The sequence below is a fragment of the Chryseobacterium sp. AG844 genome, assembly GCF_003182335.1.
Classification (GTDB): Bacteria; Bacteroidota; Bacteroidia; order Flavobacteriales; family Weeksellaceae; genus Chryseobacterium; species Chryseobacterium cupriresistens.
This window is the reverse complement of sequence record NZ_QGTV01000003.1, coordinates 186,673-213,008: the sequence shown is the minus strand read 5'-3', so window position 1 is coordinate 213,008 and position 26,336 is coordinate 186,673. Positions and strand designations below refer to the sequence as shown.

Below are 26,336 nucleotides of genomic sequence, written 5' to 3'. Positions count from 1 at the left end.
ATGAGCATTACTTTTAAAAAGCGACTAATTATAGCGCTTGTATTACCTACGGCCGCCATCTATTATGGGCAGAGTACGAAGGATTCTTTAGAGAAATCCAAATCTATTGATGAGGTTATGTTGGTTGGTAGAAACCTTTCCCAAACAGCCAAAGAGAGAAAAACACCTGTTGCGGTTTCCAACATTAAGGCTGCAGAAATTCAGGAGAAACTGGGAAACAGAGAATTCCCTGAAATTATGAAGTCTACTCCATCCGTTTACGTAACGAAAGTAGGTGGAGGATTCGGAGACAGCAGAATCAACATGAGAGGTTTTGACGGAGCTAACATTGCTGTGATCATCAACGGACAGCCGGTGAATGACATGCAGGGAGGTACCGTGTATTGGTCCAACTGGACCGGTTTGGCTGATATTGCCAGCAATATTCAGATTCAGAGAGGATTGGGTGCTTCCAAATTTGTAGTACCTTCTGTTGGAGGAACGATCAATATTGTAACCAAAGCTACCGATTCTGAGCAAAAAGCAATGATCAAAGGAGAAGTCGGAAACGATAACTACTCCAGAATTTCTGCCATGTACTCTTCAGGGTTAAAAAACAAGTGGGGAACAACCGTATTGCTTTCCCGCTGGCAAGGTGACGGATACATCAACGGAACAAAAGGAGAAGGTTACTCATGGTTTTTCTCAACAGGATTTAAACCTAATGACAAACATGCATTCAATTTAATTGCAACCGGAGCACCACAGGTACACGATACGAGAAGGTCTTCTGCAACCGGAGCCAATGTTGCCACTTTACAGCAATTTGGAACTTACGGAAGAAGATATAACCCTCAAACAGGAATGCTGAATGGTTCTCAATTCAATTTAGCTCCTAATTTCTATCATAAGCCTATCGCATCATTGAACTGGGACTGGACCATGAATGACAACCTGAAATTATCTACAGTGGTTTACGGCTCATGGGGACGCGGCGGCGGCGGTACCGGACTTAACGGTTCTATCAAAAACGCAGCCGGACAAACCATGAATTTCATGAATTATGGTGCTGGCGGAGATGGTACGATCAACTGGGATATGATTTATCGCTACAACAGAGGCGGTATGGTAACAGATTATAACGGAAATACTTTCCAGAAATCTACCTTTACGGCACCTGCAGGATCTTCCGGTGATTATAACGGCCAATACGTCTCTACTCTGAACGGAACCACTGGTATCGTGAGAAAGCAGAGTATCAATGCTCATGACTGGTATGGTGTAATTGCAGACCTTAATTACAAAAAGAACAACTGGACTTTCAACGGAGGTATCGATCTTAAAACGTACAAAGGGGCATTGTATGACATCGTAACCGATATGCTTGGTTCAGATGCATTATTTGTTCCTACTACAGCCAATGCTCCAAAAGGATATTATATTAATCAAACCGTAAAACCGGAGCCGCTTACCAAGCTTAAAGATGCTCAGAAAGTATCCATACACAACGAAGGTCTTGTAAAATGGGCAGGGATCTACGGAATGGTTGAGTACAGCTCTGAAAAGCTAAGTGCATCCGTTCAAGGATCTGTTTCCGAGCAATATTACAAGAGAAGAGATTATATGCTGTACACTCCAGGGAATCAGGAAACAAAATGGTATCACAAAACAGGTTATATTGTAAAAGGAGGTGCCAACTATAATATTGACGATCACCACAATGTATTTTTCAATACTGGAGTCATTTCAAGACAGCCTCTATTCAATGCTTTATTCCCTTCAAACCAGAATATTTACAATGATGCCAAGAATGAAAGAATCTTCTCTGTGGAATTAGGTTACGGTTTCAAATCCCGTTATGTGGACGTGAACATCAATGCGTACAGAACACAGTGGGATGACCGATTTATTTCAAGAACATTCAATGCTACGGCTGCAGATGTTTCCAAATTCTCTCAGTTAACCCTTGGAAATGCTTATTTCTATAATGCATTGAACGTTGGGCAACTACACCAGGGAATCGAATTGGAAGCCAAAGCAAGACCTTTCGCTAATCTTAGACTGAGAGGAATGGTATCATTGGGGAACTGGAAATATAAAGGAAACGCTAACTTCAATATTCTTGATGTTCAGAACAATCAGGAAATAGCAGGAGCAACCGGAATGATTAATATCAAAGACCTGAAGGTTGGAGATGCGGCACAGACAACAGCAAGCATCGGAGCAGATTACAATATTACCAAAGCTTTCAGTATCGATGCCAACTGGGAATATTATGACAAGCTGTATGCTCAGTTCAACCCGATCAACTTCCTTACTGAAGCGGCAAGAGAAAAAGGAATTGTAAAATTGCCAAGCTATCACCTATTTGATGTAGGAGCTTCTTACAAATTCACGCTTGATGCGAAAAAATCTTTGACATTGAGAGCAAACGTTTACAACTTATTCAACAAATATTATATTTCTGAATTAAGCTCCAATATCTTCGCGGGCGATAAAATTGCCAATGGCCCTGATGCCGGAAAAACATATCAGGAAGCTGGCAGAGTATATCAGGGTGTTGCAGACGGTAATACAGGATTCCTTGGTTTCGGAAGAACCTGGTCCGTTGCAGCGACTTTGAGATTCTAATACAATATCATTTCAATAATGAAACTATTAAACAGGCTGCTCCTTTTTGGAACAGCCTGTTTTTATATCTATTAATCATCAATAAAAAATTAAAAGTTTTTAGGCTTCCTGTTCTGAGCGGCCTGTCCCGCGATTTCATCTATACGGTTTTTTCTGGTTTCCGGTCTTTTGGCCAACACAATCCATTGCAGCATCATTTTTTTTATGGACTTGCTCAAACTTTGAAAATAGGCTTCAGAGCCTTCATGAATTTTAAATGCTTCATTCAGATCTTCCGGAGTTATCAGGTCTTCCACACTGTCTAAAATAGTCCAGGAGCCGTTTTCTTTGGCAATTCTGATGGTTTCAAATCCTGCTTTCATCATCAGATTATTTTCTATCAGCTTCTGAACCTTCTCTTTATTGATTTTAGACCAGGTACTCTTCGGCTTGCGTCTGCTGAATAACTGCATAAACGAGCCTTCATCAATAGTCTTTCTTGTACTGTCAATCCAGCCGAAACAAAGCGCTTCATCTACCAGTTCGCTCCAGGAAACATTGGGTAAATTGGATTTTCTGGTATTGCAGATCAGCCATACCGATTGTTCTGTATGATGATTCTCTTCCAGCCATTGCCGCCAGTCCTCCCTTGTTTTGACATGAAAAGTTTGTTTCTCTGCAATTTTTACCATAGCTTTTTATTTTATTGATGATGTAAAATTAAAATACTTTAGTGACAATAGTTTGTCAGTATTAAATATTTAATTTATCATAACAGCCGAACAGCCAGATCTGAAATGACACCTAAATTTACTTCGAGTTCTTCACCTGCATCGCTCTTTGGTAAAAAGACTGATTGGCAATTTTCTCTTCTGCTTCATCAATGGCAGTCAGCAGGTTATTTTTATTGTCGGAAATATCACCTAAAACCTGTGACATCAGTTCCCAAACGGGTTTCATTTTTTCAATGAGCTCCTGCCCTTTTGAAGTGAGTTTAAAAAGCCTTTTGCGCTCGTCCTGTTTATCTTTTTCCCATTGGATCAACTCCTGCTTTTCAATTTCTTTGAGCAGTGTTATGGTGGATGGATGGGTATAACCGATCTCGTTGGCTATTTCTACTACACTTGCTATTTCTTTTTTATAAATGGTAAAAATAACCGGAAACCATTTCAGCTCAAAATCAATTCCAAATGCTTTATAAATCAATGCTCCGTCTTTCCTCAATTGTTCACTGAGGCGGTGCAGCCTTGTGGATATGGCAAGAATTCCTGCTTCGTTGATTACATTCATATTCAGTTAAGATTTAAGTGGTAAAAAACATCATCGGCACTCATTAAAGGAAATTTCGCAGGAAGATTGCTTTTTTCAATCTTTACAAACTGATTCCTTTCATAGAAACGCTGGGCTGCTTTCAGTACCGTTATGGTTCCCAAATATAGATCATCAATTCTGTTTTCATGGCAGAAAGAAATTAAAACTTCCAGTAATTTCTGGGCAATATTCAGTTCTTTTCCTCTGAATTCCTTTTTAACAAACATTTTCCTGATGGCTCCTGCCCTTTCGTCAAATTTAACCAATGCTATAGAACCTACCAGTTCACCATCTGCAAAAGCACCCCAAAAGTTACCTCCGGCTGCTGTGTAAAAACTTTCTATCTGCAAAAGGTCAGGCTGATCTTCTATCGTAATCGGAATATTAAACTCTTTCTGCTGGATCGTCAAAATCAAATCAATGGCTTCCTCTGAATAAGAATTTCCTATGGGTTGTATTTCTAATTTCATAGTGTTTACTTTTTAAAGTACAAAACTACGTAGTTGAATACATAAATACAAGTCAATTCTACTCTTTAAAAAATTTTAACACTAAATTTTCAAAGCCGGAATTTCTACATGATGATATTTATGTAATTTTCTCAAAAAATTAATACCATTCAAAACTTCACTTTAACAATGAAAATAGAAAACATAAAGCCTTTTAACGGTCAGCATTGTGAAACGACCGCTACGGGAACATTATTACAACAAATCGGAATCGACCTTTCCGAACCAATGCTTTTCGGATTGGGTGAAGGGCTGGGCTTTATCTATTGGAACATGAAAACAATGGACTTCCCTTTCATCGGAGGACGGATAAAACCTGACCTGCTCACTCAAAATTTAGCCAGAAATCTGAATCTTGAATTAACCGTAAAGGAAACTTCTTCACAGCAAAAAGCCTGGGATCAGGTTAAAGAACTTCTCAATGACGGACAGGCAGTAGGATTGAAAATGGATTGTTATCATCTGGAATATTTCTCAAATCCTTTCCATTTTGCAGGACATTATGCCGCCATTTATGGTTATGATGATGAAAATGCTTTCCTGATTGATACCAGACAACAGGGCAGCCAGGTACAGACATCTTTAAAAAGCCTGGCAAGAGCAAGGGCTGAAAAAGGCCCGATGGCTTCCAAAAATCTGTATTATACCCTCAGAAAAACCGATATAAATTTTGATCTGAAAAAAGCCATATCCGCCGCAATCAGAAATAATGCGGCCGAATACCTAAATCCACCCATTACCAATATTTCTTACAAAGGGATTTTAAAAACAAGTGCTGAAATTATCAAATGGTTCAATACAAGTAAAGATATTGAAGGAGAATTTAAGCAAGCGGCTTTACTAATGGAAAAAGCAGGAACCGGAGGTGCGCTGTTCAGGAATTTATACCGTGATTTTTTGAAAGAAAGTAACGAACTGATTCAACTTGATCCGCTGAACACAGGCTATGAAGCCTTCACTGAAATTGCCGGACTCTGGACAAATGTATCTCAGCTGTTTGAAAAAGTGAGCCAGACAAAGGAAATAAAATATATTCAACAGGCTTCGGATATTTTAAAAACGATATCTGAAAAAGAGAAAAAAGTGATGGAAATATTGGCGACACTCTAGCTATTTTTTGCAAACTCTTTAAGTTTGAAATAAAAAACGTATGCCATTCCTGACATACGTTTTTATGATATTACATTGCTGAAACGGTTATTTCCAGCCTCCGCCCAAAGCCTGATAAAGCTCTACGGCTGCTTTCATTTTACTGTATCTTGCATTGGAAATGTTAAGTTCTGCATTCAATGAATTCACACTTGCATTCAATACTTCAAGATAGTTGGCCATCCCATAGTTCACCAGCTCCTGGGAATAGTCTACTGATTTTTTGTAGGCATCCAGTTCTTTTTGTTTCAATTCAATGAATGAATCCTGAACAGAGAAAACTCTGATAGCATCAGAAACTTCTTTTCCGGCAGTCAAAACTGTTTTTCTGAAATTAAGATAAGCTGTTTCCTGATTGGCAAGACTTACGTCATAGTTGGTCTGAATCTGTCTTTTATTTAAAATCGGCTGAGCGAGTCCTGCCACTATATTTGCAAATAATGAATTTACACTGAATAAATGGTCAATATCCACAGACTGCAATCCGCCGCTTCCTGTCAGTTTTAAAGTAGGATAAAACTGAGCTTTGGCAGCATTCGTCAGTTGGAAAGCATTCATTAAGTTAAACTCTGCTCTCATTACATCCGGACGGTTGGCCAGAAGCTGAGTCGGGTAACCCAGTTTTAAATCGATCGGGAGTTTTTGCCCTTCCAATGTAGATCTTTCAATAGAATGAGAAGGCTCTCCCATCAAAAGACTCATTGTATTTTCGAGCAGCTGGATCTGTGTATCAATATCAATCAGTAATGATTTGGCATTGAAAACAAGCGCTTCGCTTTGCTGAACTGCTACTTCAGTAAGAGATCCGGAAGCTTTTAAAGCTTTTGTGGCTTCAAGATTTTTCTCCCTTACAGCAATTGTTTCCGTGATAATTCTTTTCTGGGCATCAAAAGTCAGCAACTGATAATACGCAGAAGCTATGGAAGACACCAGACTGCTTTTAACGGCTTTATGAGCTGCCACAGTTCCTAAATAAGTCGCCAGCTGGGCTTTTTCCTGTGCTTTCAATTTGCCCCAGATATCAGCTTCCCATCCGATACTTGCCGTAATGTCAAACTGGTTTACATAACGTCTTTCGCCAATGATCTGCCCAAACTGGGTATTGATAGACTGAGTCTGAAATGTATAGTTGGGTCCGATAGAAAGTGTCGGCTGATACGCTGCTTTACTCTGTTTAAGATACGCTTCGGCAGAATTAATACTTTCCAAAGCAATTCTGATATCAAGATTGTTTTCCAGTGCCTTGGAAATATGCCCCTGCAATATCGGATCAGTGAATATTTCTTTCCATGAAATATCCGCAATATTCGTACTGTCAGAAGGAAGCATGTCTGTACGAAAAAGTTTTTCGTCTACAACATTTTTCGGTCTTTCATACTCTTTTCTCGCCATACAGGATGAGATGGCTCCGAGTATGAAAACTGAAAAAGTGATTCCTTTTATGATGTTTAATAAACTCTTCATTATTTTTAATTAGAAGTTAGAGTTTAGAAGTTAGAAGTTAGTTTTTAGACTTATCTCTAATTGCTAACTTCTAATTTCTTAAATCTTAATTTTATTCTGCTAAATTGATATCTTCTTTTTTGATAGGTTTGATTTTTTCCTGCAGTGTTTCAAAAATCACATACAGAACCGGAATTACAAATAATCCCAAAACAGTTCCTATCAATAGTCCGATTGCCGCTCCCGTAGCGATAGATCTGTTACCTACTGCTCCGATTCCACTTGCCAGTACCAACGGCAATAAACCAAAAATAAAAGCGAATGAGGTCATCAGAATAGGTCTCACCCTGGCTTTCGCCGCATTGATGGCTGACATCACAATCGTTTCTCCATGATGCCTTCTCTGGACAGCGAATTCAACAATAAGGATTGCGTTTTTCGCCAGTAGTCCCACGAGCATGATCAGGGCAATCTGGAAGTAAATATTATTTTCAAGTCCCATGATCTTCTGGCCGAAATAAGCTCCCATTACCCCAAGAGGAAGAGAAATAATAACAATCAGCGGAAGGATATAACTTTCATACTGTGCAGAAAGGATAAAGTAAACGAAGATCAAACTCAGTCCGAAAATCAGAAGTGTCTGAGATCCTGAATTTAATTCTTCTCTCGTTAACCCGGTAAATTCTACGGCATAGTTTTGATTCAGGGTTTCATCTGCCACCTGCTGCACCGCTGCAATGGCATCCCCGGAACTGTATCCGTCAGAGTTTGCTCCTGTCACCTTCACTGAAGTAAATAGGTTGTAACGGCTTACGGATTGTGGTCCATATGCTTTTGTCAATGTTACAAACTGTGAGATCGGCGTCATGATCCCTGATCCTGTTCTCACATAAAGCTGATTCAGATTTTCAATATTCTTTCTGTTTTCAGGAAGAGCCTGAACCATCACTCTGAACTGCTTTCCATACTTGGTAAAGTCTGCAGTATAAATACCTCCGATATACCCCTGCATTGTAGCCAGAATTTCATTGACAGAAACGCCAAGCTGTTTGCTCAGGGGAACATTAATTTCCATCTGATACTGAGGATATTTGGTATTGAATGAAGTCTGTGCAAACTGAATTTCCGGTCTCTGCATCAGCTTACCGATGAATTCATTGGTTTTAGCATCCAGATCAGCATATTCTCCACCTGATTTATCAAGCAATACCATTTCAAAACCTGCACTGTTACCAAATCCCGGTACACTTGGCGGTTGGAAGAATACTACTTTTGCATCTGGAACAGATCCCACAATTCCAAATAATTTTTTGGTGATATCTTCAGAAGTCTGTCCGTCTTTTTTTCTTTCTTCGAATGGTTTCAGTTTCACAAAGGCAAGACCGTTGTTACTTCCGTTTCCGGACAAGAACCCTCTACCTGTTGAAATCGTTACATTCTGAACACCAGGCACTTTCAATGCTTTAGCCTGAAGAGTTTTCAATGCGTTGTAAGTTCTTTCCATAGAAGCTCCCGGAGGAAGCTGAACATCGGTAAAGATAATCCCTCTGTCTTCTGTAGGTACAAACCCTTTCTTCATGCTGCTGCTTGCCCAGAACAGAATACCTCCGGTAACAGCGAAAATAATCAGGGTTACCCATTTATGTCTCAACAGGAATACAAATCCTCTTCCGTAACGCTCAGTAGTTGTTTTAAAAGCAATATTAAACTTATAAAAAAACTTCTGTAAAAGGTTCAGATTTTTATATTCTGCATGATGCGCTTCGTGAGGTTTTAAGAATAATGAACATAAAACCGGGCTCAGGGTTAATGCATTAATCGCAGAAATGATGATGGCTATAATCAGCGTAATACCAAACTGCTGGTAGAATACCCCTGTAGGCCCCGTAATGAACGTTACCGGGATAAATACTGCTGCCATTACCAAAGTAATAGAGATAATAGCTCCTGTAATCTCATCCATTGCCTCTACTGTTGCTTTTTTAGCATCGGAAATACCATGTTCCATCTTGGCGTGAACGGCCTCAACGACGACGATGGCATCATCCACTACAATACCAATAGCCAGTACCAATGCAAATAAAGTCAAGAGGTTCAATGAATATCCGAAGAGATTCAGGAAGAAGAATGCTCCTACAATAGATACCGGAACCGCGATAGCCGGGATCAGCGTAGACCTGAAGTCCTGAAGGAAAATATATACTACGATAAATACCAGAATGAAGGCTTCGATAAGGGTATGAACTACCTTTTCAATAGAAGCTTCCAGGAATTCGTTGGTATCGAAGTTGAAAGTATACTTGATTCCCTGCGGGAAAGTTCCCTCAGCAGATTTCAGATAGGCTTTGATATTTTTAATAATCTCCTGTGCGTTGGATCCCGGAGTCTGGAAGATCCCCATACTGATGGAAGGATTGTTTCCGTTCTCCCCGATTCCTGTGTAAGACTGTCCTGCAAGTTCCACTTTGGCAACGTCTTTCAGCATCAGGTTCTGTCCGTTTGCGAGAGATTTGATGATGATATTATCGTACTGTTCCTTATCGTTGAATTTTCCTACGTATTTGATGATATATTCAAAAGAACTACCGCTGTTCTGGCCGATAGAACCTGCTGCTGCTTCTCTACTCTGCTCATTAATGGCATTGGTAACGTCGGTAGGCGTTACACTGTAGGCAGCCATTTTTGCAGGATCAAGCCAGATTCTCATCGAGTAGTTTTTACCCCCGAAAACGTTCGCATCTCCAACACCATTCACCCTTTTCAGGTTAGGAATAATATTGATATTCAAAAAGTTCTGAAGGTATACGTCATCCAGGTCTTTATTTTCAGAATAGAAAGACATATACATCAGCGCACTGGTCTGCTGCTTCTGGGTTACTACCCCTGAACGCGTTACTTCGGCAGGTAACAGCGGCGTAGCTCTCGCTACACGGTTCTGTACGTTTACCGCTGCAATATCCGGATCTATTCCCTGTTTGAAGAAAACCTGAATCTGGGCAGAACCGTCGTTTCCGGCACTGGAAGTGATATAATCCATACCTTCCACCCCATTGATCTGTTCTTCCAAAGGTACTACTACACTTTTCATTACCGTCTCGGCATTGGCTCCCGTATAGTTTGCGGAAACACTCACCGTAGGCGGTGCAATGTCCGGATACTGTGTAACCGGTAACGAGATCAGTCCCAGCACACCGAGAATCACAATCAGAATTGAGATTACGGTGGATAAAACCGGTCTGTTAATAAAGTTTTTTATCATTAGAATTTCGGTTTTATTGATTGAACAAGACTATCCATTTTAATTGGCTGCGGTTTCACGGCTGTTCCCGGTTTCAGACCTCCGATACCAGCTGCAATAACTCTTTCACCTTTATTAACTCCGGATTTGATAAGAGCCATATTGTCGATTCTGTCGATAACATTCACAACAACGTTTCTGGCAGTATCTCCTTTTTCTACTTTGTAAACGTAAACAATACCCTGCTGCTCATAAGTAGCACTTTCAGGTACTACAAGTACATTGTCATAATGCTGAGGGAACCTGATCGTTCCACTGTTCCCATTACTTAATAACTTCTGGGCATTCGAGAAAGCAACTCTGAACTGGATTGTCCCGGTTGTAGGATCAATCTGGCCGGTAATGGCTTCAATTCTCCCTTTTTCAGGATAAAGACTTCCATTGGCCAGCTGAAGCTCAACCATTGGTAAGTTTTTAATTTTCTCAGGCATCGATGCGCCCGGAGATTTTTCAAGGAAATCAAAATATTCCTTTTCATTCATCGCAAAGTAAGCGTAGATCTCAGAGGTATCAGAAATCGTTGTCAGAGGAGTCTGGTCAGACGGCCCTACCAAACTTCCTACTTTCAATGGCAGTCTTCCGATTACCCCTGAAATAGGAGCACGGATAATAGAATATTCGATGTTGGCTTCTACTCCTTTATAGTTGGCTTCTGCCTGTCTTTTAGCAGCATTGGCCTGCTGAAGCTGTGCCTGAGCCTGAGCCAGCTGAGCCTGAGCAGTCTGTAACTGTACGTTACTGATGATATTTTTCTGAACCAGAGGTTTAAGTTTGTTGACTTCAACCTGAGCTGCATTTACAGAAGCCTGCGCGGCGGCAACACTTGATGCTGCAGCACCGATTCCTGCTTTGGAAGCAGCTGCATTTTCGGTCAGGATATTGGTTTCCAGACGAAACAATGGCTGTCCCTTTGTAACATATTGTCCTTCATCTACCAATACCTGGGTAATATATCCCTGTATTTTTGCACGTACATCATTGTTTACTCTACCCTGGATGGTAGCCGGAAACGTCTGATAACCCACTATATTTTTTGACTCCACTGAGATAACAGGATATGGCTTGGCACCATCCTGTTTCGGAGCTTCTTTTTTGCAGGCTGTCAGTGAAAGCGCTGCAATGGAAAGTATAACTAGCTTATTATTCATTTTATAGTTTATTAAGAGATTCCTGAATATTTTCTATGTTTTTATTTAAGAGTGCTTTGTAAACTTCTATTCTTTCGTTGTATCCATCGTCTTTACTTTTTTTAAAATTGTTTAAATCATCTAATAGTCTTAGTTCGTCCTGCATTTTCTGGACAATTTTCTCGAATCGTATCTTTTTGTATTCATCATTGATGAAAAAATACCGTTTCCGCTCATCCATTTTGTTATGGTCTACGATAAGCTGGGCATTGAGCAGTAATGAAATACTGGTGGAAACAGAACTTTTGCTCGCGGAGAGCACTTCAACGAACTCGTCAAAAGTAATTCCTACTTTCTCATAGTCAAAAAGAAGGTAGGAATAAATTTTTGATGCTAAAGGAGGTAAGCTGAACACAGTACCATAAAATTTTACGGCATCCTGAAAAATTTTTTCATCAATTTCTATACTTTGGTGCATAATATAAAAATTTGAACAAAAGTAGAAATTAGTTCAGAACCAAACGAACAAACCCGATAGAGTTTATAAATACTGGGCGTTTTAAAAATTCAATGAAAGTTGATTTAACTTTTTGCCTAAATTATAATCTTCTCAAAAGCTTTCCTCATCCCGTCTCTTAAAAGAACTTCTCCGCAATAGGAATAACCTCTGCCTTCAAGAATTTTCAGCATAGCAATATTATCATGGTTTGTATCTACTTTAATACTCTGAATTCCATGGGATTTGGTAAACTCTTCAATCTGATCAAAAAGCTTCTTTACCATTCCCTGTCCGGCAAATTTTTCATCTACGGCCACTCTGTGAACCACTACAAATTCACCATCGCTTAGCCATGCTCCTTCAATGGTACTGTAAGCCGGTTCATCATTCAAAATCAGGGCTGCGTATACTGCAATCTCTCCGTCTACGGTCAAAACATGCCCGAATCCTTTGGCAATATCACTTTCCACTGTCCCGAGATTAGGGTACCCGTTCTGCCATTGGGTACTTCCATCCTGTCTTCTTCTTTCGATGGATTGCTGAATGATTTCCCAAATAATGTTTCTGTCTTCAATTTCCGCTTGTCTTAGTTTAATCTCTGGATTCATGTTATAAAATTTGATTAAAAGATTGAATGATTTAAAAATTCAAAATCAGAATTGCTGCTTTTCGTTCAATCTTTGAAATATTTATTTTTTTGATGGGTTGCAATTAAAAAACCGAAAATTAATTAAAATTAATTTTCGGTTCGAAGTAGTAAAATTTAAAATTATGAAATTGTTTATTGATTTTCACTTTGTTGAAGGTAAGCATCAATAATTTCAAATGCTTTGGATTCATCTTCCAGATCTACCATCACCTTCAGCGAAGTTGCCGTTGGCGTTGTAGTAAATGTAAGATAGCTATTTTCAACCGTGTTTGTAATCTGTGCGTCATCCAATTTAGATTTAACCAACTGAATTTCTGAAGGGTTATCACTTTCATAAACTGATACTCTCGTACTTCTTTCCATATTCTAAATGTTTGAGTATCTAAATGTACAACGTTTTTTTTAAAATTACAAATTCCGGGATTTAAATTTTATTAATATTGCTCTCGATTTTATCTAAAGCAAGCTGGATTTCTTCTTTCGTAACATTCAAATGAGGTCTGAAACGAAGAGACTGGTCTCCACAAGGAAGAATAATCAATCCATCTTTGAAAAGTTCATTCATCATATGATTTCTCTGTTCTGCAGTAGGAAGATCAATAGCACACATCAGGCCTCTTCCTCTTGCATTTGAAATTTTCTCAGGGTGTTTTTCAGCCAGAGCTTTTAGACTTTCCAATAAGAAATCTCCAACTACTCTTGCATTTTCTACAAGGTTTTCTTTTTCGATCACTTCCATTACCAGCTGAAAACGAAGCATATCAATAAAGTTTCCTCCGAATGTTGAGTTGATTCTTGAACTTTCCCTGAAAACATTGTTTGGAACCTGATCAAATTTTTCCTTATTAGCCAGCACACCACAAACCTGAGCTTTTTTCCCGAAAGAAATAATGTCCGGTTTCGCTGTGAAATGCTGGAAAGCCCACATTTTCCCTGTAATGGCAATCCCTGTCTGAACTTCATCAAAAATAAGTAAGATTTCGTTATCATCACAGATTCTTCTTAATCCCATCAGGAATTCGTCTCTGAAATGATTGTCACCTCCTTCAGCCTGAATAGGTTCGATGATTATACACGCCACTTTATCAGGGTTCATCAGAATAGCCTCTTCAATCTGAAGTAAAGCAAGGTTTTCGTTTTTGATAGTTTCTTCAAGGTTTTCTTCTGTAATCGGGAACTTTAATTTGGGATTTAAAATTCTCGGCCAGTTGAACATCGGGAAATATTGGTATTTTCTTGGATCAGCAGTATTTGTTAAACTTAAAGTATAACCACTTCTTCCGTGGAAAGCCTGTTTGAAATGAATACAGATTCCTGCTTCAGTGTCTAATCCTTTTGCAAAGTTTTTGCGGGTCTTCCAGTCAAAACATGCTTTCATTGCATTTTCAACACCCAGAGTTCCGCCTTCGATAAAGAAAGCATATTGTAATTCTTCAGGAATAACTACTCTCTCAAATACTTCAAGGAAGTGAGCGTACTCTTCTGAGTAAACATCCGCAAGAGTAGGTTTATTAACAGCCATTCTACCTAACCATTCTGATCTTTCCAAAAGGTAAGGATGATTGTAACCAATGGATGCTGATGCAAACATAGAGAACATATCCAGGTATTCTCTGTCTGTCAGTTTATCATAAAGCCATGATCCGTGTGACTTTTCAATATCCATCACAAAATCGAAACCGTCTGCCAACACATGTTTTCCTACTGTTTCTTTTACTTTATTTGCTTTTATATCTAATGTGTGTTCCATAATAAATTTGTAGTGTGATTTAATAAATGAATAATTAAATGATCCAAAAATGAAGCGTTTAATCATTCAGGTTATTAAGTTTTATGTTTTTTGAGTGCTTTAAGTAAAGCTTTTATAAATCAAATTTAATTCCCTGTGCTAAAGGAAGTTGTGCGGTGTAATTTATAGTGTTGGTTTGTCTTCTCATATAATACTTCCAGGCATCAGATCCTGACTCTCTTCCTCCTCCGGTTTCTTTTTCACCACCGAAAGCTCCACCGATTTCAGCACCGGATGTTCCGATATTGACGTTGGCAATACCACAGTCTGAACCAGCATGAGAAAGGAATAATTCTGCCTCTCTTAAATTCTGGGTCATGATCGCAGAAGATAATCCTTGTGGAACATCATTCTGAATGGCAATAGCTTCTTCCAGTGTTTTGTATTTGATCAGATATAAGATCGGAGCAAAAGTTTCGTGCTGAACAATCTCATAAGAGTTTTTCACTTCAGCCACACAAGGTTTCACATAGCATCCGGATTCGTAATCTTTCCCGGATAAAACCCCGCCTTCCACAACGAATTTTCCTCCTTCTTTCTTACATTTTTTGATGGCTTCTTCGTATTGGTTTACAGCATCCGTATCAATAAGTGGTCCTACATGGTTTTTCTCATCCAACGGATTTCCGATTTTCAACTGGCCATAAGCTTTTGCCAATCTTGTTTTCACTTCATCATATACACTTTCGTGGATAATCAGTCTTCTTGTCGAAGTACATCTCTGGCCCGCAGTTCCTACAGCTCCGAAAACAGCTCCGATAATTGACATATCAATATCAGCTTCTTTTGTAATGATGATCGCATTGTTTCCACCTAATTCAAGGATAGACTTCCCGAATCTTTCAGCTACTTTAGAAGAAACCATTCTTCCTACTCTAGTGGATCCTGTGAAAGAAACAAGAGCAACTCTTTTATCGTCTACTAATTTCTGTCCGATTTCGTGGTCTGATACCAATACACTTGAAATTCCTTCAGAAAGATTATTTTCCTTCAGAACTTCCATCATGATATTCTGGCATGCAATAGCACAAAGTGGCGTTTTCTCAGATGGCTTCCAGATGGTAACGTTACCGCAGATCCATGCCAATGCTGTATTCCAGGACCATACGGCTACCGGAAAGTTGAATGCAGTGATAATTCCCACTACTCCAAGCGGATGGTATTGCTCATACATTCTGTGTCCCGGTCTTTCAGAGTGCATGGTGTATCCCTGAAGCTGTCTTGAAAGACCTACTGCGAAATCGCAGATATCAATCATTTCCTGAACTTCTCCAAGACCTTCCTGTAATGATTTACCCATTTCATAAGAAACAAGTTTACCCAGGTCGTCTTTATATTCTCTTAATTTTAAGCCCAGCTGTCTTACCATCTCTCCTCTTTTGGGAGCCGGGATCAGCCTGAATTCCTGAAATGCCTTTTGAGCAGTTTCAATTACTTTGTCATAATCACTTTCTCCGGAAGTTTTTACTTTAGCAATCAACTTTCCGTCCACAGGAGAAATGCTTTCTATCACTTTTCCTGATGCGAAATATTTTCCGCCCACTGAAGTCCCTTTGTTCTCTTCTTTAATCCCAAGATTTCTGAGTGTTTTTTCGATTCCGAAATCTTTTACTTTTTTTGACATAAAATCTTACTTTTCGTTCTCTCTAAAGATAAAAATATTATGTGAACCTCAAAACTTTAATTTTTAATAGGCTTTTTATTTGGACTAATTATAAACATGCTTATCTTTGTAAAGTAATCATTTTGATAATCACCAATGGAAAATTCACAGGAAAACAACTCAAAGCTTAAAAAGTGGTTCAAGCGTGTGGGATGGGCAGGATTAGCGTTCTTTACCATTAAAGGCTTGATTTGGCTCGTCATATTCTACGTTGGAGCAGATAGTCTTCAAAGTTGTATACAATAAAAAAAGCAGAGAAATTTTCTCTGCTTTCTTTTTTGGTATAAGGTTAACTGAATTGTTATTTCTTTATTGAAAAGCTAAAAAAGAAGGTCTTTTTTATATTTTCTGTAATTTTAAAAAAGGGGGATATCATCATTTTTTGTGGGTATACCTCCCCAAAATATTATCATTCCTTCTCTATTCTTTCCTTTCATTTACTCTTTTTTCTTTCTCCCCGCGTTAACAAGACTCTGATGCAGCAGGTATTCTATCTGTCCGTTTACACTTCTGAATTCATCATTGGCCCACTTTTCAAGGAGTTTATAAGTAGACTCGTCTATTCTTATCACAAAGGATTTTTTGCCTTTGCTTTCTGAAGAGTTCTGAGCTTTTTCTGATTTCATTTTTTTAATTCTCTAACATTATTTACAGTTGCTGTCAGTATAGAAACTGTCTGTACCAAAAGCCCACTGTTAAATTTCTTAATTGTAAAGTGTTCCTGCATTTAGGATAGGTGTTGCCGCTTTTTCACCGCAAAGAACAACCATTAAATTGCTTACCATCGCCGCTTTTCTTTCATCATCCAGTTCAACGATATTATCTTCAGAAAGCTTTTTCAGGGCAAGGTCCACCATTCCTACTGCTCCTTCCACAATCTTGGTTCTTGCAGCAACAATCGCAGTAGCCTGCTGTCTCTGAAGCATTGCTCCAGCAATTTCTGAAGCATAAGCCAAATGGGTAATTCTCGCTTCCTGGATAATAATTCCTGCCGGTGCCAGTCTTTCTAATAATTCCTGCTCGAGAATTTTGTTGACCTGATCCCCACCGTCCCTTAAGGTAATGTTCGCATGCTCATCTTCAAGGTTATCATAAGGAAAGCTTACCGCAAGGTGTCTTACAGCGGCCTCACTCTGCATTCTTACATAATCCGTATATCTTTCTACTTCATAAGCTGCTTTGTAAGTATCTCCTACTTTCCATACAATTACGGCTGCAATTTCAATAGGATTCCCCATCTTATCATTTACTTTTAAAGTCTGCCCCTGAAGGTTTTCGGAACGAAGACTTATTTTCTGTGATGAATAAAGCGGGTTGATAAAGAAAAGTCCGTTTTCTTTCACCGTTCCAACATACTTTCCAAAAAAGTTAAGCACTCTTGAGTGGTTAGGCTGAATAATCATTAATCCTTTTAAGAAAAAGCATGATATCAGAAAGCACAGCATAGCGAGCGCAACAAAAGTTATATTCTGGTCTACTCCGGTAATAAAAAAGTAGACAGCTGCGATAAACAAAGCCAGGCAAATAACCAATGTAAGATAGCCGGACATAGGTTTTAAGATTTTTTCCATGATTGAATTTTATTTTGATATTATTTTGATATCATAAAGATAGTAATGAATTTTGAATTGTGAATGATAAATTTTGATTTTTTTTGAGGTGCGAGGTTTGGGCTTCGGGGTTCGAGGTACGAGGTGAGGGGCTCGGGATATAGGATTTGGGTATTTTTAACTAACACAAAGTTCGCGAGGTTAATCCATTAAGATGCATTATATTTTTGTTCGCAAAGCCACTTCGTTTAGCTAAGACTACTATTTTTTTGCTAAGTGAAACGCCCTTGCGAACGATATTTTATCATCATCAAAAATCATTGCGAACTTTAACGTTTAGAAAAACACCAGTTCTTTACATTTTACAAAACTTCTAACTTAACTAAACCACTTTCTTCTTTTGCTGAGTGAAACCAAAATCATTGCGAACCTTAGCATTTAGAAAATATCAGTTCCTTACACTTTACAAAACTTCTAACTTAACTAAAACGTCTTCTTCTCTTGCTGAGTGAAACGCCTTTGCGAACGATATTTTATCATCATAAAAATCATTGCGATCCTTAGCGTTAAAACAGCTGACCCTAATGCTAAAAACAATAGAAATAAAAAAATCCCGGAAAGTGAATTCCGGGATTTTAAAATTATAGGTTCAGTATTTTATTTCTTTGTTAAAGTTTTAAACTTCCAATAAGAAACAGCTGATAAGATGATCATTGTTGAGATTCCGATATATACCCAGGCTGGCACTGGTACCGGATCTCCCGCTGCGTATGAGTGAAGTCCGCTTAGATAATAGTTTACTCCGAAGTATGTCATTACCATTGAGCAGAATGCAAACATTGTCGCTATGTGGAATGCCCATCTGCTTCTCAATCCAGGTACTAATCTCATGTGCAGTACAAATGCATATACCATGATAGAGATGAAAGCCCATGTTTCTTTCGGATCCCAGCTCCAGTACCTTCCCCATGATTCGTTCGCCCAGATTCCTCCTAAGAAGTTTCCTACCGTTAAAGCAAACAATCCGATCGTTAATGACATTTCAGAAACAATTACCAGTTCCTTCAATGTCGTATCGTGGTGAATTTTATATGTTTCTTTATTGGAGATAATATAGAATACTAATGAGATCACCGCAATAATCATGGAGAGCGCGAAGAATCCGTAACTTGAGGTAATAATGGCTACGTGAACAATTAGCCAGTAAGATTTCAATACCGGAACAAGCGGTGTAATCTGGGGATCAAGAGCTGAACCTCCGTGGGCAAATCCCATCATAATAACAGCCACCATGAAGCCGGCTGCAGGAATCAATGCATTGGCATTTCTGTACAGGATCAAACCTGCCGTAATCCCTACCCAGGAGATAAAGATAATCGCTTCATATCCGTTACTCCAAGGGGCATGACCTGAAATATACCATCTTGCAACAAGTCCTAAGAAATGACACAGATATCCAATTAAACCAATCGCAATGATTACTTTAATTACTTTATTTAATACTTTATTTGATTTGAATAATTCAACAAAACCTAAGATCAGAAGAAGACCACCGATAAGCGTGTAGAAAATCAATAATTTGAAGTTAATATCTACTTTATTCATAAATACTTCAAGATCTACTTTGGATTTAGCAGGAACAACTGCTTTACCCCATTTCTGCTGATAGTCTGAAAGCTTTTTCAATTCTGCATCTGCTTTGCTCCAGTCACCGGTTTTTTGTGCCGTAAGCGCTTCTGCAAAATAAGGTCCCATTACCTGCTGAGATTCCATATCCGGTTCGAATTTCTGATCCAGCCATGAATGCCATGTATGGTTAGCATCATTTTTCACAGGAACAATTCTCATAAACTGACCGCTGAAGAACTCATTGAAGATCTGTACTCTTTCGTTTACAGCAATTACTTCTTTATCATAATTCGTTTGTTCAGCCGGTTTCTTACGGAATGCGGTATTGTAATCATGCTCAAGGATATATGTAAGATTACCGTTTGCATCTGCCGGGAAAAGGTTCATCAGAGAAGTATAACCATCTTCATCTGCTTTTGTTTTATTCTTCAGCTCATCCCCTCCTTTAGTTCCTACTTTAATAATCGGAACCATTGTCCAGCTCGGAGTATCTGTATTGATAGAAAGGAACCATTGGTTGGCTGTAAGAGATCTTCCGTCTGTTCCTTTAAATTCGTCTTTCTTGTATAATTTTCTTAAAATATCGATTGCCTCTGTATTGATAGGAACAATTCTTCCTTCAAAGTTCTGAACCAAAAGATATCCGAATTTATCAGCATGTTCTTTACTGATTTTGTTTCTTGCAATGATCTCGTCCGGAGAAATAGTTCTCATTTTTCCCATTGGAGTTGCCAGAGAATTCTGCTTTGGAGCAGCGCCATCAAGCGGCTGGGCAGACGGTACCGGAGCATGGGAATGATTGTCTCCTTCCACATGAATATGTTCTCTGCTTCCGTCGGTAGTTCCGTGAGTTTCGATTTTTTGTGCATGTAAACCTAAACTTAAGAACAATAAAAGTATACCTGCTGCTTTCTTTTTATTCACGTCAGCCAGCATTTTATTTAATTTCCAGAAATGAGTTCCTTTCCAGAAGAAAATGACAAACATTCCAAGGAATAAAAGTCCGTATCCGATGTAAGAAATCAATGTTCCCCAGTAATCGTGGTTTACAGAAAGAACGGTTCCCATTCTGTCCGGATCAAAACTCGACTGGAAGAAACGGTATCCTTTATGGTTAAGAACGTGGTTCATATAGATTTTATAAGGAGTTTCTTTACCTTCGTCAATGATTTTTACGTGGCTTTCATAAGCACTCGGAGATGAACTTCCCGGATATGTTTCCATTACGAAATCATCCAGTTTCAACGCGAAAGGCGTGTTGTATACTTTAGGTCCGAAACCTACCATAATGTTTAAACCATCCATCGTCACCTGCTTGTAAGCATTCGGGTTTCCTTTTTCAACCGAAAGGTCTACAATTTGTTTTGTTTTTGGTCCCTGAAGCTCAATCTGAAGCATATCAGGAACATTAGCATCTTTCTTTCTGTCGCCTTCAATAGCCATCAGTCTTCCTTTTTTAAGACCTTCAGGTACTACCAGCTTCAGCTCGTTGATGGTATATAAACTTCTTAATGCCAAAGGCTGAAACGCATCTTTCACTGTAGTTCCTGTTGCTTGTGTAGCCATGGTCATATAGCTGGCATCTACAGGAGTTTTGATGAATAATTTTCCGCCTTCATTTTTAAATTCAACAGCACCTTCAATCGCTCTGTTGAATGTCACCAAAGTACCGTTTATGGATTTTGTTTCTCCCGGTTTGATGTAAATATTCTGTCTTCCGGTATTTCCGGTAGAAACCAAATGAAGATACTCAGCACCATTTGGTTCGGCAATAAGGCTGTCTTTTTTTCTTTGGATGTATTCCTTGGCAAATACTTTCACTTCTTTTCCGTGGAAGTCATAAGTTGCTTTGAAATCTTTGTGTAACGGAGACATCAGATAAGGAACATCCTGATAATTCAGTACATCACCCTTTTCTTCGATCTGAATTTTAAAGAAATTTTTATCGGTTACGATTTCGTTGGATGTCTCACCTTCTCTGATGTGCATTTGTCCTTCGAAACTGATGTATCTGGTGATGGCACCACCGATAAAAATAAAAACAAAGGCAAGGTGGAAAACAAGAACCGGCCACTTATCTTTTTTCCACAGTCTGTATCTTCCGATATTTCCTATGAAATTGAGAATCAGTAAGACCATGATCAGTTCGAACCATTTAGCCTCATAAATTAATGCTTTTGCTGTAGGAGTTCCGTAGTCGTTTTCTAAGAACGTTGCATAAGCCATCGCGAATGCGTACACCAGCAACAATACAGCCATTGTCCTGGTTGAGATAAGAATATCTTGGAGCTTCTTCATGATTTATTGTACTTGACATGCAAAAATAAGCATGATAAACCACAAAGAGCTTAAAAAAAGCTGTTTTTTATCACTTTGGCCTTGGTTTTGCTTATTTTGAAACGTTCTTAATAAGCCCCAGAAACATTAAGAAAAATTCAATTTCTAATTCCGAAAAGATATAGATTTATAAAAACTATTCTAATGATTGAACCCTTCTATATGAAAATAAAATAAAACACTGTAAAACATTGGTTTATAGCTAAACTTTCATATAAAAATCAAATCCCTTCAGCCAATCAATAATTTCTTTCTGATCTTACTTAAAAATTCATGGGTAATTCCCAGATAGGATGCTACCTGCTGTTGGGTAATCCGTTGTTCCAATCCCGGATACTTTTCCAGGAATTCAAGATAGCGTTTGTCTGCTGTTTTACCCGTTAAGGAAAGAATTCTTCTCTGCAATGCTACCGAAGATTTCTGGTTCATAATTCTGAAAAGCTTTTCTATCTGTGGCATTGTTTCATACAGATCTTCCTTATCTTTTTTAGAAATCATCAAAACTTCACTGTCTTCAAGGGCTTCAATATTCAGAATACTGGGAACGGTATTGATAAGGCTGTCAATATCCGTAATCCACCAGCCTTCAACCCCAAAATATAAGGTTTGCTCCAATCCGTTTTCATTGAGATAATAGATTTTAAAACACCCGTTCAGAACAAATCCTTCAAAGAAACAATACTCTCCTTCTTTGAGCACCAACTCTTTCTTTTTAAACGTCTTGCGTTCAAAAGGCTTTGCAAACTTTTGAAAATCCTCTTCTGAAAGATTGATATATTGACTGATATTTTTAAAAAGTAAATCGGGCATAGGATTATTTAAGCAAAATAAAGGTATCAAAATTATTGACACCTTTATGAAATTAAGTTAGGTTAAGTTATTTTGTATTTAAACAATAGAACTCTGTTTTTTTGTTGGGCAAGCGCAAAGACGCTAATAATTTTTTGAAATATCAGATGTTTTTAAGGTCGCAAAGATTTTATCTCCGATAACATTTAAAACATCTCAGTTTGCTGAAAATCTCATATTGAGCGAGGTCGAAATGTTCTTACGCCTTACATAAACATAATATATCCTAAGCCTTTTGCGTCTTTGCGTTTTTAATATTTTTATTCTCTCACTGATTGAGCTGATTCTGCAGATGATTGCATATAAGCATATCTTAAAAATCTTTGTGTCTGCATGTCCAGGATAACATTATTTTAAAAATTCTTTTGCATTTATTACACGGGCATAAAGATTTCCAAGAGCAGATATTCCCGCCAGAAAGGATCTTTGAACTTCTTCAGCCTTTATTACTTCCCCGTTCAGTTCACGATTTCTGGTTGCTGTGGCATCGGCAATAATGGTATTGGTAAACCCGAAATCAAAAGCAGCTCTGGCTGTAGATTCCACACAGACGTCTGTCATCATTCCTGTAATCACAAGGTTTTTAATGTTCTTTGACTGAAGATAATCTAGAAGATGCGTCTCTCTGAAACTGTTGGGAAAATGCTTAACGATAACTTTTTCATCTTTCTCCGGTACAACCAGATGATGGATTTTAGCGCCCTCTGTACCCGGAAGGAAAAACGTTGCACCATCATTGGTAGAAATATGCTGAATGTGAATGACAGGAAGATGATTGTTCCTGAAATATTCTAAAATTCTTCTGGTGTTTTCAGCGCCCTGTACGCTTTTTTCCAGTGTCATTTTTCCGCCCGGGAAATAATCATTTTGTACATCGATAATTAATAGTGCCGTGTGTTCCGTTTTTTGTTGTTGTGCGTTCATTGTAATCATTGAAATTACTATCAGACAAGAGGTCAGAATAGTTTTAAATTTATTTTTCATAGGTGAAATTGTATAGGCCAAAATTACAGAGGCTTTACGTCCTGACCTTTGAACTAGTTCAAAAAACACTATTGCTATCTAAAAACTTTAATATTGTTAATTTTTTTAATCTCTGTCCGATTAAATCAAAAATTTTATTATCTTTTTAAAGAAAAACAATTCATAAACAGTTAATATAATTTAACGGTATCAGATTTGGATAAGCCAAAAAAATAACCTTATTTTATTCTGTCATAAAAGAAAATATTCTTAAAGTAAAAATTTTAAATACCCTTTGTAAAAGCGGGATTACCAAAATGTTTTTTGGATAAAAAAGATTTATTTAGTGTTGAATAAAACATTAAATTTGCGACATTGATATTATGGATAAAAAGACACAAAAAAAACCGACTGAATCGCCTGAGAAAGGCAGAATCTTATCTAAGCCACGTATTTTTTTCGGGCTTACTTTTATACTTTTATCGGCTGTTCTTGCACTCTCATTCGTCTCTTATCTGATGAACTGGAAAGCAGATCAAAGCCAGGCCGGAACTATGCTGGACAAAAGCATAAAATCTTCCAATGTCTTTGGCAAGGTAGGTGACTGGCTTGGAAATATTTTCATTTTTGAAAGTATTGGTATTGCTTCATTTATCATTGCATTTTTATTCCTTGTAGTGGGGACTCTGATCCTTAAGAAGAAAATCTTCAAACCATGGAAAACGATCGGCCACTCTTTATTTTTCATCTGCTGGCTTCCTATTTTTATGGGGGCACTTACGAAAGGCCAGGGTGTTTTAGGCGGTGTTTATGGATATCAGATCATGGACTATCTTAACTCCATCATCGGAGCAGTAGGTCTATGGACAGTGTTAGCTGCGAGCATTCTTCTCTATTTTATTCTTGAGTTTAATCTTCGTCCAAGTTCGATCAAGGCGAAGCTGGATAAGATCAATGAAAATACGATCGGAAAAGTAAAATCCATGATGCCGGACTCCAATGATGATTTCGAAGCTGATGAGGAATTGAAAGAGGAAGCAGAGGAAGCGGAAGAAGAGACGCTTTCCAGAGTTACGGTGAGTGATGTTGCCAACAAGCCCGTTACAACTCCTGTCAATACAATGAAAGAACCAGAACCTGTAAGTGCTCCGAAAGGATTTCCTGAGGTTCCGGTTTCCAACGAAATAGAAACCATTTCTACGCCCAACCATACTTCTTTTGAAGCAGAGCCAAGAGATGTTTCTCAACAGGTAAGTTTAAATCTTTCTACCAAACCTATTGTTCCGGTTTCCAGCCCGGAGGAAGCATTTGATATCAGACCTTCTACTCCGTCTCCGGCAGTAACCACTGCTCCGGCACAGGAAAACATTAAATTCAATGTAGAAGTGGCACAGGTGGTTGATGTTTTGGATGATTCTGATAAAAAGTCCCAGGAACTGGTAGAAAAGCATGGTTTGTATGACCACAAGCTAGATCTTGCCAACTTCCAGATGCCACCTGTAGATTTGCTGAAAGACTATGGAAATGAAGAAATTTCTATCAATAAGGAAGAATTAGAAGAAAATAAAAATAAAATTGTCGGACTTCTGAAGAATTTCAATGTTGGAATCGCAGAGATTAAAGCAACCATCGGTCCTACAGTTACGCTGTATGAAATTGTTCCTGAAGCAGGAATCAGAGTAGCAGCGATTAAAAAACTGCAGGATGATATTGCGCTGAACCTTTCTGCATTAGGAATCAGAATTATAGCGCCAATGCCAGGAAAGGGAACAATCGGTATTGAAGTACCAAGAAAGAATCCTACCATGGTTTCTATGCGCTCTGTTATCGCTTCCCAGAAATTCCAGAATACAGATATGGACCTTCCGGTAGTTTTCGGAAAGACCATTTCCAACGAAATCTTCATGGCTGACCTTTCAAAAATGCCTCACTTATTGATGGCAGGAGCAACAGGTCAGGGTAAGTCTGTTGGTATTAATGCTATCCTTACTTCCCTTCTTTATAAAAAGCACCCGAGCGAACTGAAATTCGTCATGGTAGACCCTAAAAAAGTGGAACTTTCATTATATTCTAAAATTGAAAGACATTACCTGGCAAAACTACCGGATGCAGAAGAAGCCATCATCACAGACACCAATAAAGTAATCAATACACTGAACTCTCTTTGTATTGAAATGGATACCCGATATGATCTTCTGAAAAATGCGTTTTGTAAAAACTTAAAAGAGTATAATAAAAAGTTTACGGAAAGAAAATTAAATCCTGAAAACGGACATCGTTATTTACCGTATATCGTATTGGTAGTAGACGAGTTTGCAGATTTGATCATGACGGCAGGAAAAGAGGTTGAATTACCGATTGCCAGACTTGCACAGCTTGCAAGAGCCGTAGGAATCCACCTTATTGTGGCTACACAGAGACCATCTGTAAACGTTATTACAGGTATGATCAAGGCTAACTTCCCTGCAAGAGCCGCCTTCAGGGTAATTTCCAGTGTTGACTCCAGAACCATCCTTGATTCTCCGGGAGCAGATCAGCTGATTGGTAAAGGAGATATGCTTTATTTCAACGGAAATGAGATCCTGAGACTTCAGTGTGCTTTCGTGGATACTCCGGAAGTGGAAAGACTGGCAGAGTTTATCGGAGAACAGAAAGGGTATTCTTCAGCATTATTACTTCCTGAATACGTATCTGAAGATTCATCAAGTACAGTAGGTGCTTTTGACCCGAACGAAAAAGATGCTTTATTTGAAGAAGCCGCAAGAATAATCGTTTCTACCCAGCAGGGATCTACTTCAATGCTTCAGAGACAATTGAAACTGGGCTATAACAGAGCCGGAAGAATTATGGATCAGCTGGAAGCAAGTGGTATTGTGGGAGGATTCAATGGTGCTAAAGCAAGAGAGGTTCTGATCAGTGATCTTCATTCTCTGGAACAGTTTCTTGAAGATTTAAGAAACTAATTATAAAAAATCATCAATA

General features: G+C 38.5%; 19 protein-coding genes. 3 read left to right on the top strand and 16 right to left on the bottom strand.

Annotated elements, in window-relative coordinates:
* Positions 1-2,610 (top strand): TonB-dependent receptor, encoded by a 2,610-nt coding sequence (locus DEU40_RS04830; protein ID WP_110008782.1) that lies wholly within the window; start codon positions 1-3, stop codon positions 2,608-2,610.
* Positions 2,611-2,699: 89 nt separating this feature from the next.
* On the opposite strand, the gene DEU40_RS04825 is transcribed toward DEU40_RS04830, so the two are convergent.
* The 3 genes from DEU40_RS04825 to DEU40_RS04815 all read right to left on the bottom strand — a co-directional run bounded on the left by DEU40_RS04825 (position 2,700) and on the right by DEU40_RS04815 (position 4,370).
* Positions 2,700-3,281: a YdeI/OmpD-associated family protein gene (locus DEU40_RS04825; protein WP_110008781.1), complete on the bottom strand. Its 582-nt coding sequence runs from the start codon at positions 3,279-3,281 to the stop codon at positions 2,700-2,702.
* Positions 3,282-3,399: 118 nt separating this feature from the next.
* The gene (locus DEU40_RS04820) at positions 3,400-3,879 is read right to left on the bottom strand and encodes a MarR family winged helix-turn-helix transcriptional regulator (protein ID WP_110008780.1); all 480 of its coding nucleotides are present in this window, start codon (positions 3,877-3,879) and stop codon (positions 3,400-3,402) included.
* Positions 3,880-3,881: 2 nt separating this feature from the next.
* Entirely contained in the window at positions 3,882-4,370 is a 489-nt protein-coding gene (locus DEU40_RS04815) for a GNAT family N-acetyltransferase (protein WP_110008779.1), read from the bottom strand.
* A gap of 168 nt (positions 4,371-4,538) precedes the next feature.
* On the opposite strand from DEU40_RS04815, the gene DEU40_RS04810 reads away from it, so the two are divergent.
* Entirely contained in the window at positions 4,539-5,519 is a 981-nt protein-coding gene (locus DEU40_RS04810) for a BtrH N-terminal domain-containing protein (RefSeq protein ID WP_110008778.1), read from the top strand.
* An 87-nt stretch (positions 5,520-5,606) separates the two neighbouring features.
* Here the strand turns inward: DEU40_RS04810 and DEU40_RS04805 are convergent, their stop codons facing one another.
* From DEU40_RS04805 to DEU40_RS04745, 13 genes are all read right to left on the bottom strand, one after another.
* On the bottom strand, positions 5,607-7,022 hold the full coding sequence (locus DEU40_RS04805; RefSeq protein ID WP_110008777.1) for an efflux transporter outer membrane subunit: 1,416 nt from the start codon (positions 7,020-7,022) through the stop codon (positions 5,607-5,609).
* Positions 7,023-7,113: 91 nt separating this feature from the next.
* Entirely contained in the window at positions 7,114-10,260 is a 3,147-nt protein-coding gene (locus DEU40_RS04800) for an efflux RND transporter permease subunit (protein WP_062670038.1), read from the bottom strand.
* Complete coding sequence (locus tag DEU40_RS04795) at positions 10,260-11,447, bottom strand: efflux RND transporter periplasmic adaptor subunit (RefSeq protein WP_110008776.1); 1,188 nt, start codon at positions 11,445-11,447, stop codon at positions 10,260-10,262. The genes DEU40_RS04800 and DEU40_RS04795 overlap by 1 nt, the downstream gene beginning before the upstream one ends.
* Before the next feature lies 1 nt (position 11,448).
* Complete coding sequence (locus DEU40_RS04790; protein WP_034694378.1) at positions 11,449-11,904, bottom strand: hypothetical protein; 456 nt, start codon at positions 11,902-11,904, stop codon at positions 11,449-11,451.
* 116 nt (positions 11,905-12,020) lie between these two features.
* Positions 12,021-12,533 carry a GNAT family N-acetyltransferase gene (locus tag DEU40_RS04785; protein ID WP_110008775.1) on the bottom strand — a complete coding sequence of 171 codons (513 nt, stop codon included), beginning with the start codon at positions 12,531-12,533 and terminating at the stop codon, positions 12,021-12,023.
* Positions 12,534-12,706: 173 nt separating this feature from the next.
* Complete coding sequence (locus DEU40_RS04780; RefSeq protein ID WP_110008774.1) at positions 12,707-12,937, bottom strand: DUF2007 domain-containing protein; 231 nt, start codon at positions 12,935-12,937, stop codon at positions 12,707-12,709.
* A 61-nt stretch (positions 12,938-12,998) separates the two neighbouring features.
* Positions 12,999-14,324: an L-lysine 6-transaminase gene (gene lat / locus DEU40_RS04775; RefSeq protein WP_110008773.1), complete on the bottom strand. Its 1,326-nt coding sequence runs from the start codon at positions 14,322-14,324 to the stop codon at positions 12,999-13,001.
* Positions 14,325-14,436: 112 nt separating this feature from the next.
* On the bottom strand, positions 14,437-15,987 hold the full coding sequence (locus DEU40_RS04770; protein WP_110008772.1) for an aldehyde dehydrogenase family protein: 1,551 nt from the start codon (positions 15,985-15,987) through the stop codon (positions 14,437-14,439).
* A gap of 476 nt (positions 15,988-16,463) precedes the next feature.
* A complete protein-coding gene (locus DEU40_RS04765; RefSeq protein ID WP_034694367.1) occupies positions 16,464-16,652 on the bottom strand; it encodes a hypothetical protein in 189 nt (62 codons plus the stop codon).
* A 78-nt stretch (positions 16,653-16,730) separates the two neighbouring features.
* Positions 16,731-17,597: an SPFH domain-containing protein gene (locus tag DEU40_RS04760; RefSeq protein WP_110008771.1), complete on the bottom strand. Its 867-nt coding sequence runs from the start codon at positions 17,595-17,597 to the stop codon at positions 16,731-16,733.
* A 636-nt stretch (positions 17,598-18,233) separates the two neighbouring features.
* The gene (ccsA, locus tag DEU40_RS04755) at positions 18,234-21,503 is read right to left on the bottom strand and encodes a cytochrome c biogenesis protein CcsA (RefSeq protein WP_110008770.1); all 3,270 of its coding nucleotides are present in this window, start codon (positions 21,501-21,503) and stop codon (positions 18,234-18,236) included.
* A 270-nt stretch (positions 21,504-21,773) separates the two neighbouring features.
* Entirely contained in the window at positions 21,774-22,352 is a 579-nt protein-coding gene (locus DEU40_RS04750) for a Crp/Fnr family transcriptional regulator (protein ID WP_110008769.1), read from the bottom strand.
* A gap of 387 nt (positions 22,353-22,739) precedes the next feature.
* On the bottom strand, positions 22,740-23,375 hold the full coding sequence (locus DEU40_RS04745; protein ID WP_110008768.1) for a cysteine hydrolase family protein: 636 nt from the start codon (positions 23,373-23,375) through the stop codon (positions 22,740-22,742).
* A gap of 362 nt (positions 23,376-23,737) precedes the next feature.
* Here DEU40_RS04745 and DEU40_RS04740 point away from each other — a divergent pair, with 362 nt between their 5' ends.
* A complete protein-coding gene (locus DEU40_RS04740) occupies positions 23,738-26,317 on the top strand; it encodes an FtsK/SpoIIIE family DNA translocase (RefSeq protein ID WP_110008767.1) in 2,580 nt (859 codons plus the stop codon).
* The last annotated feature ends 19 nt before the right edge of the window (positions 26,318-26,336 follow it).

Bases quoted from the DNA above. Each gene is read 5' to 3' on its own strand.
- DEU40_RS04830 (WP_110008782.1), top strand. From the start codon at position 1: ATGAGCATTACTTTTAAAAAGCGACTAATTATAGCGCTTGTATTACCT.
- DEU40_RS04825 (WP_110008781.1), bottom strand. From the start codon at position 3,281: ATGGTAAAAATTGCAGAGAAACAAACTTTTCATGTCAAAACAAGGGAG.
- DEU40_RS04820 (WP_110008780.1), bottom strand. From the start codon at position 3,879: ATGAATGTAATCAACGAAGCAGGAATTCTTGCCATATCCACAAGGCTG.
- DEU40_RS04815 (WP_110008779.1), bottom strand. From the start codon at position 4,370: ATGAAATTAGAAATACAACCCATAGGAAATTCTTATTCAGAGGAAGCC.
- DEU40_RS04810 (WP_110008778.1), top strand. From the start codon at position 4,539: ATGAAAATAGAAAACATAAAGCCTTTTAACGGTCAGCATTGTGAAACG.
- DEU40_RS04805 (WP_110008777.1), bottom strand. From the start codon at position 7,022: ATGAAGAGTTTATTAAACATCATAAAAGGAATCACTTTTTCAGTTTTC.
- DEU40_RS04800 (WP_062670038.1), bottom strand. From the start codon at position 10,260: ATGATAAAAAACTTTATTAACAGACCGGTTTTATCCACCGTAATCTCA.
- DEU40_RS04795 (WP_110008776.1), bottom strand. From the start codon at position 11,447: ATGAATAATAAGCTAGTTATACTTTCCATTGCAGCGCTTTCACTGACA.
- DEU40_RS04790 (WP_034694378.1), bottom strand. From the start codon at position 11,904: ATGCACCAAAGTATAGAAATTGATGAAAAAATTTTTCAGGATGCCGTA.
- DEU40_RS04785 (WP_110008775.1), bottom strand. From the start codon at position 12,533: ATGAATCCAGAGATTAAACTAAGACAAGCGGAAATTGAAGACAGAAAC.
- DEU40_RS04780 (WP_110008774.1), bottom strand. From the start codon at position 12,937: ATGGAAAGAAGTACGAGAGTATCAGTTTATGAAAGTGATAACCCTTCA.
- lat (WP_110008773.1), bottom strand. From the start codon at position 14,324: ATGGAACACACATTAGATATAAAAGCAAATAAAGTAAAAGAAACAGTA.
- DEU40_RS04770 (WP_110008772.1), bottom strand. From the start codon at position 15,987: ATGTCAAAAAAAGTAAAAGATTTCGGAATCGAAAAAACACTCAGAAAT.
- DEU40_RS04765 (WP_034694367.1), bottom strand. From the start codon at position 16,652: ATGAAATCAGAAAAAGCTCAGAACTCTTCAGAAAGCAAAGGCAAAAAA.
- DEU40_RS04760 (WP_110008771.1), bottom strand. From the start codon at position 17,597: ATGGAAAAAATCTTAAAACCTATGTCCGGCTATCTTACATTGGTTATT.
- ccsA (WP_110008770.1), bottom strand. From the start codon at position 21,503: ATGAAGAAGCTCCAAGATATTCTTATCTCAACCAGGACAATGGCTGTA.
- DEU40_RS04750 (WP_110008769.1), bottom strand. From the start codon at position 22,352: ATGCCCGATTTACTTTTTAAAAATATCAGTCAATATATCAATCTTTCA.
- DEU40_RS04745 (WP_110008768.1), bottom strand. From the start codon at position 23,375: ATGAAAAATAAATTTAAAACTATTCTGACCTCTTGTCTGATAGTAATT.
- DEU40_RS04740 (WP_110008767.1), top strand. From the start codon at position 23,738: ATGGATAAAAAGACACAAAAAAAACCGACTGAATCGCCTGAGAAAGGC.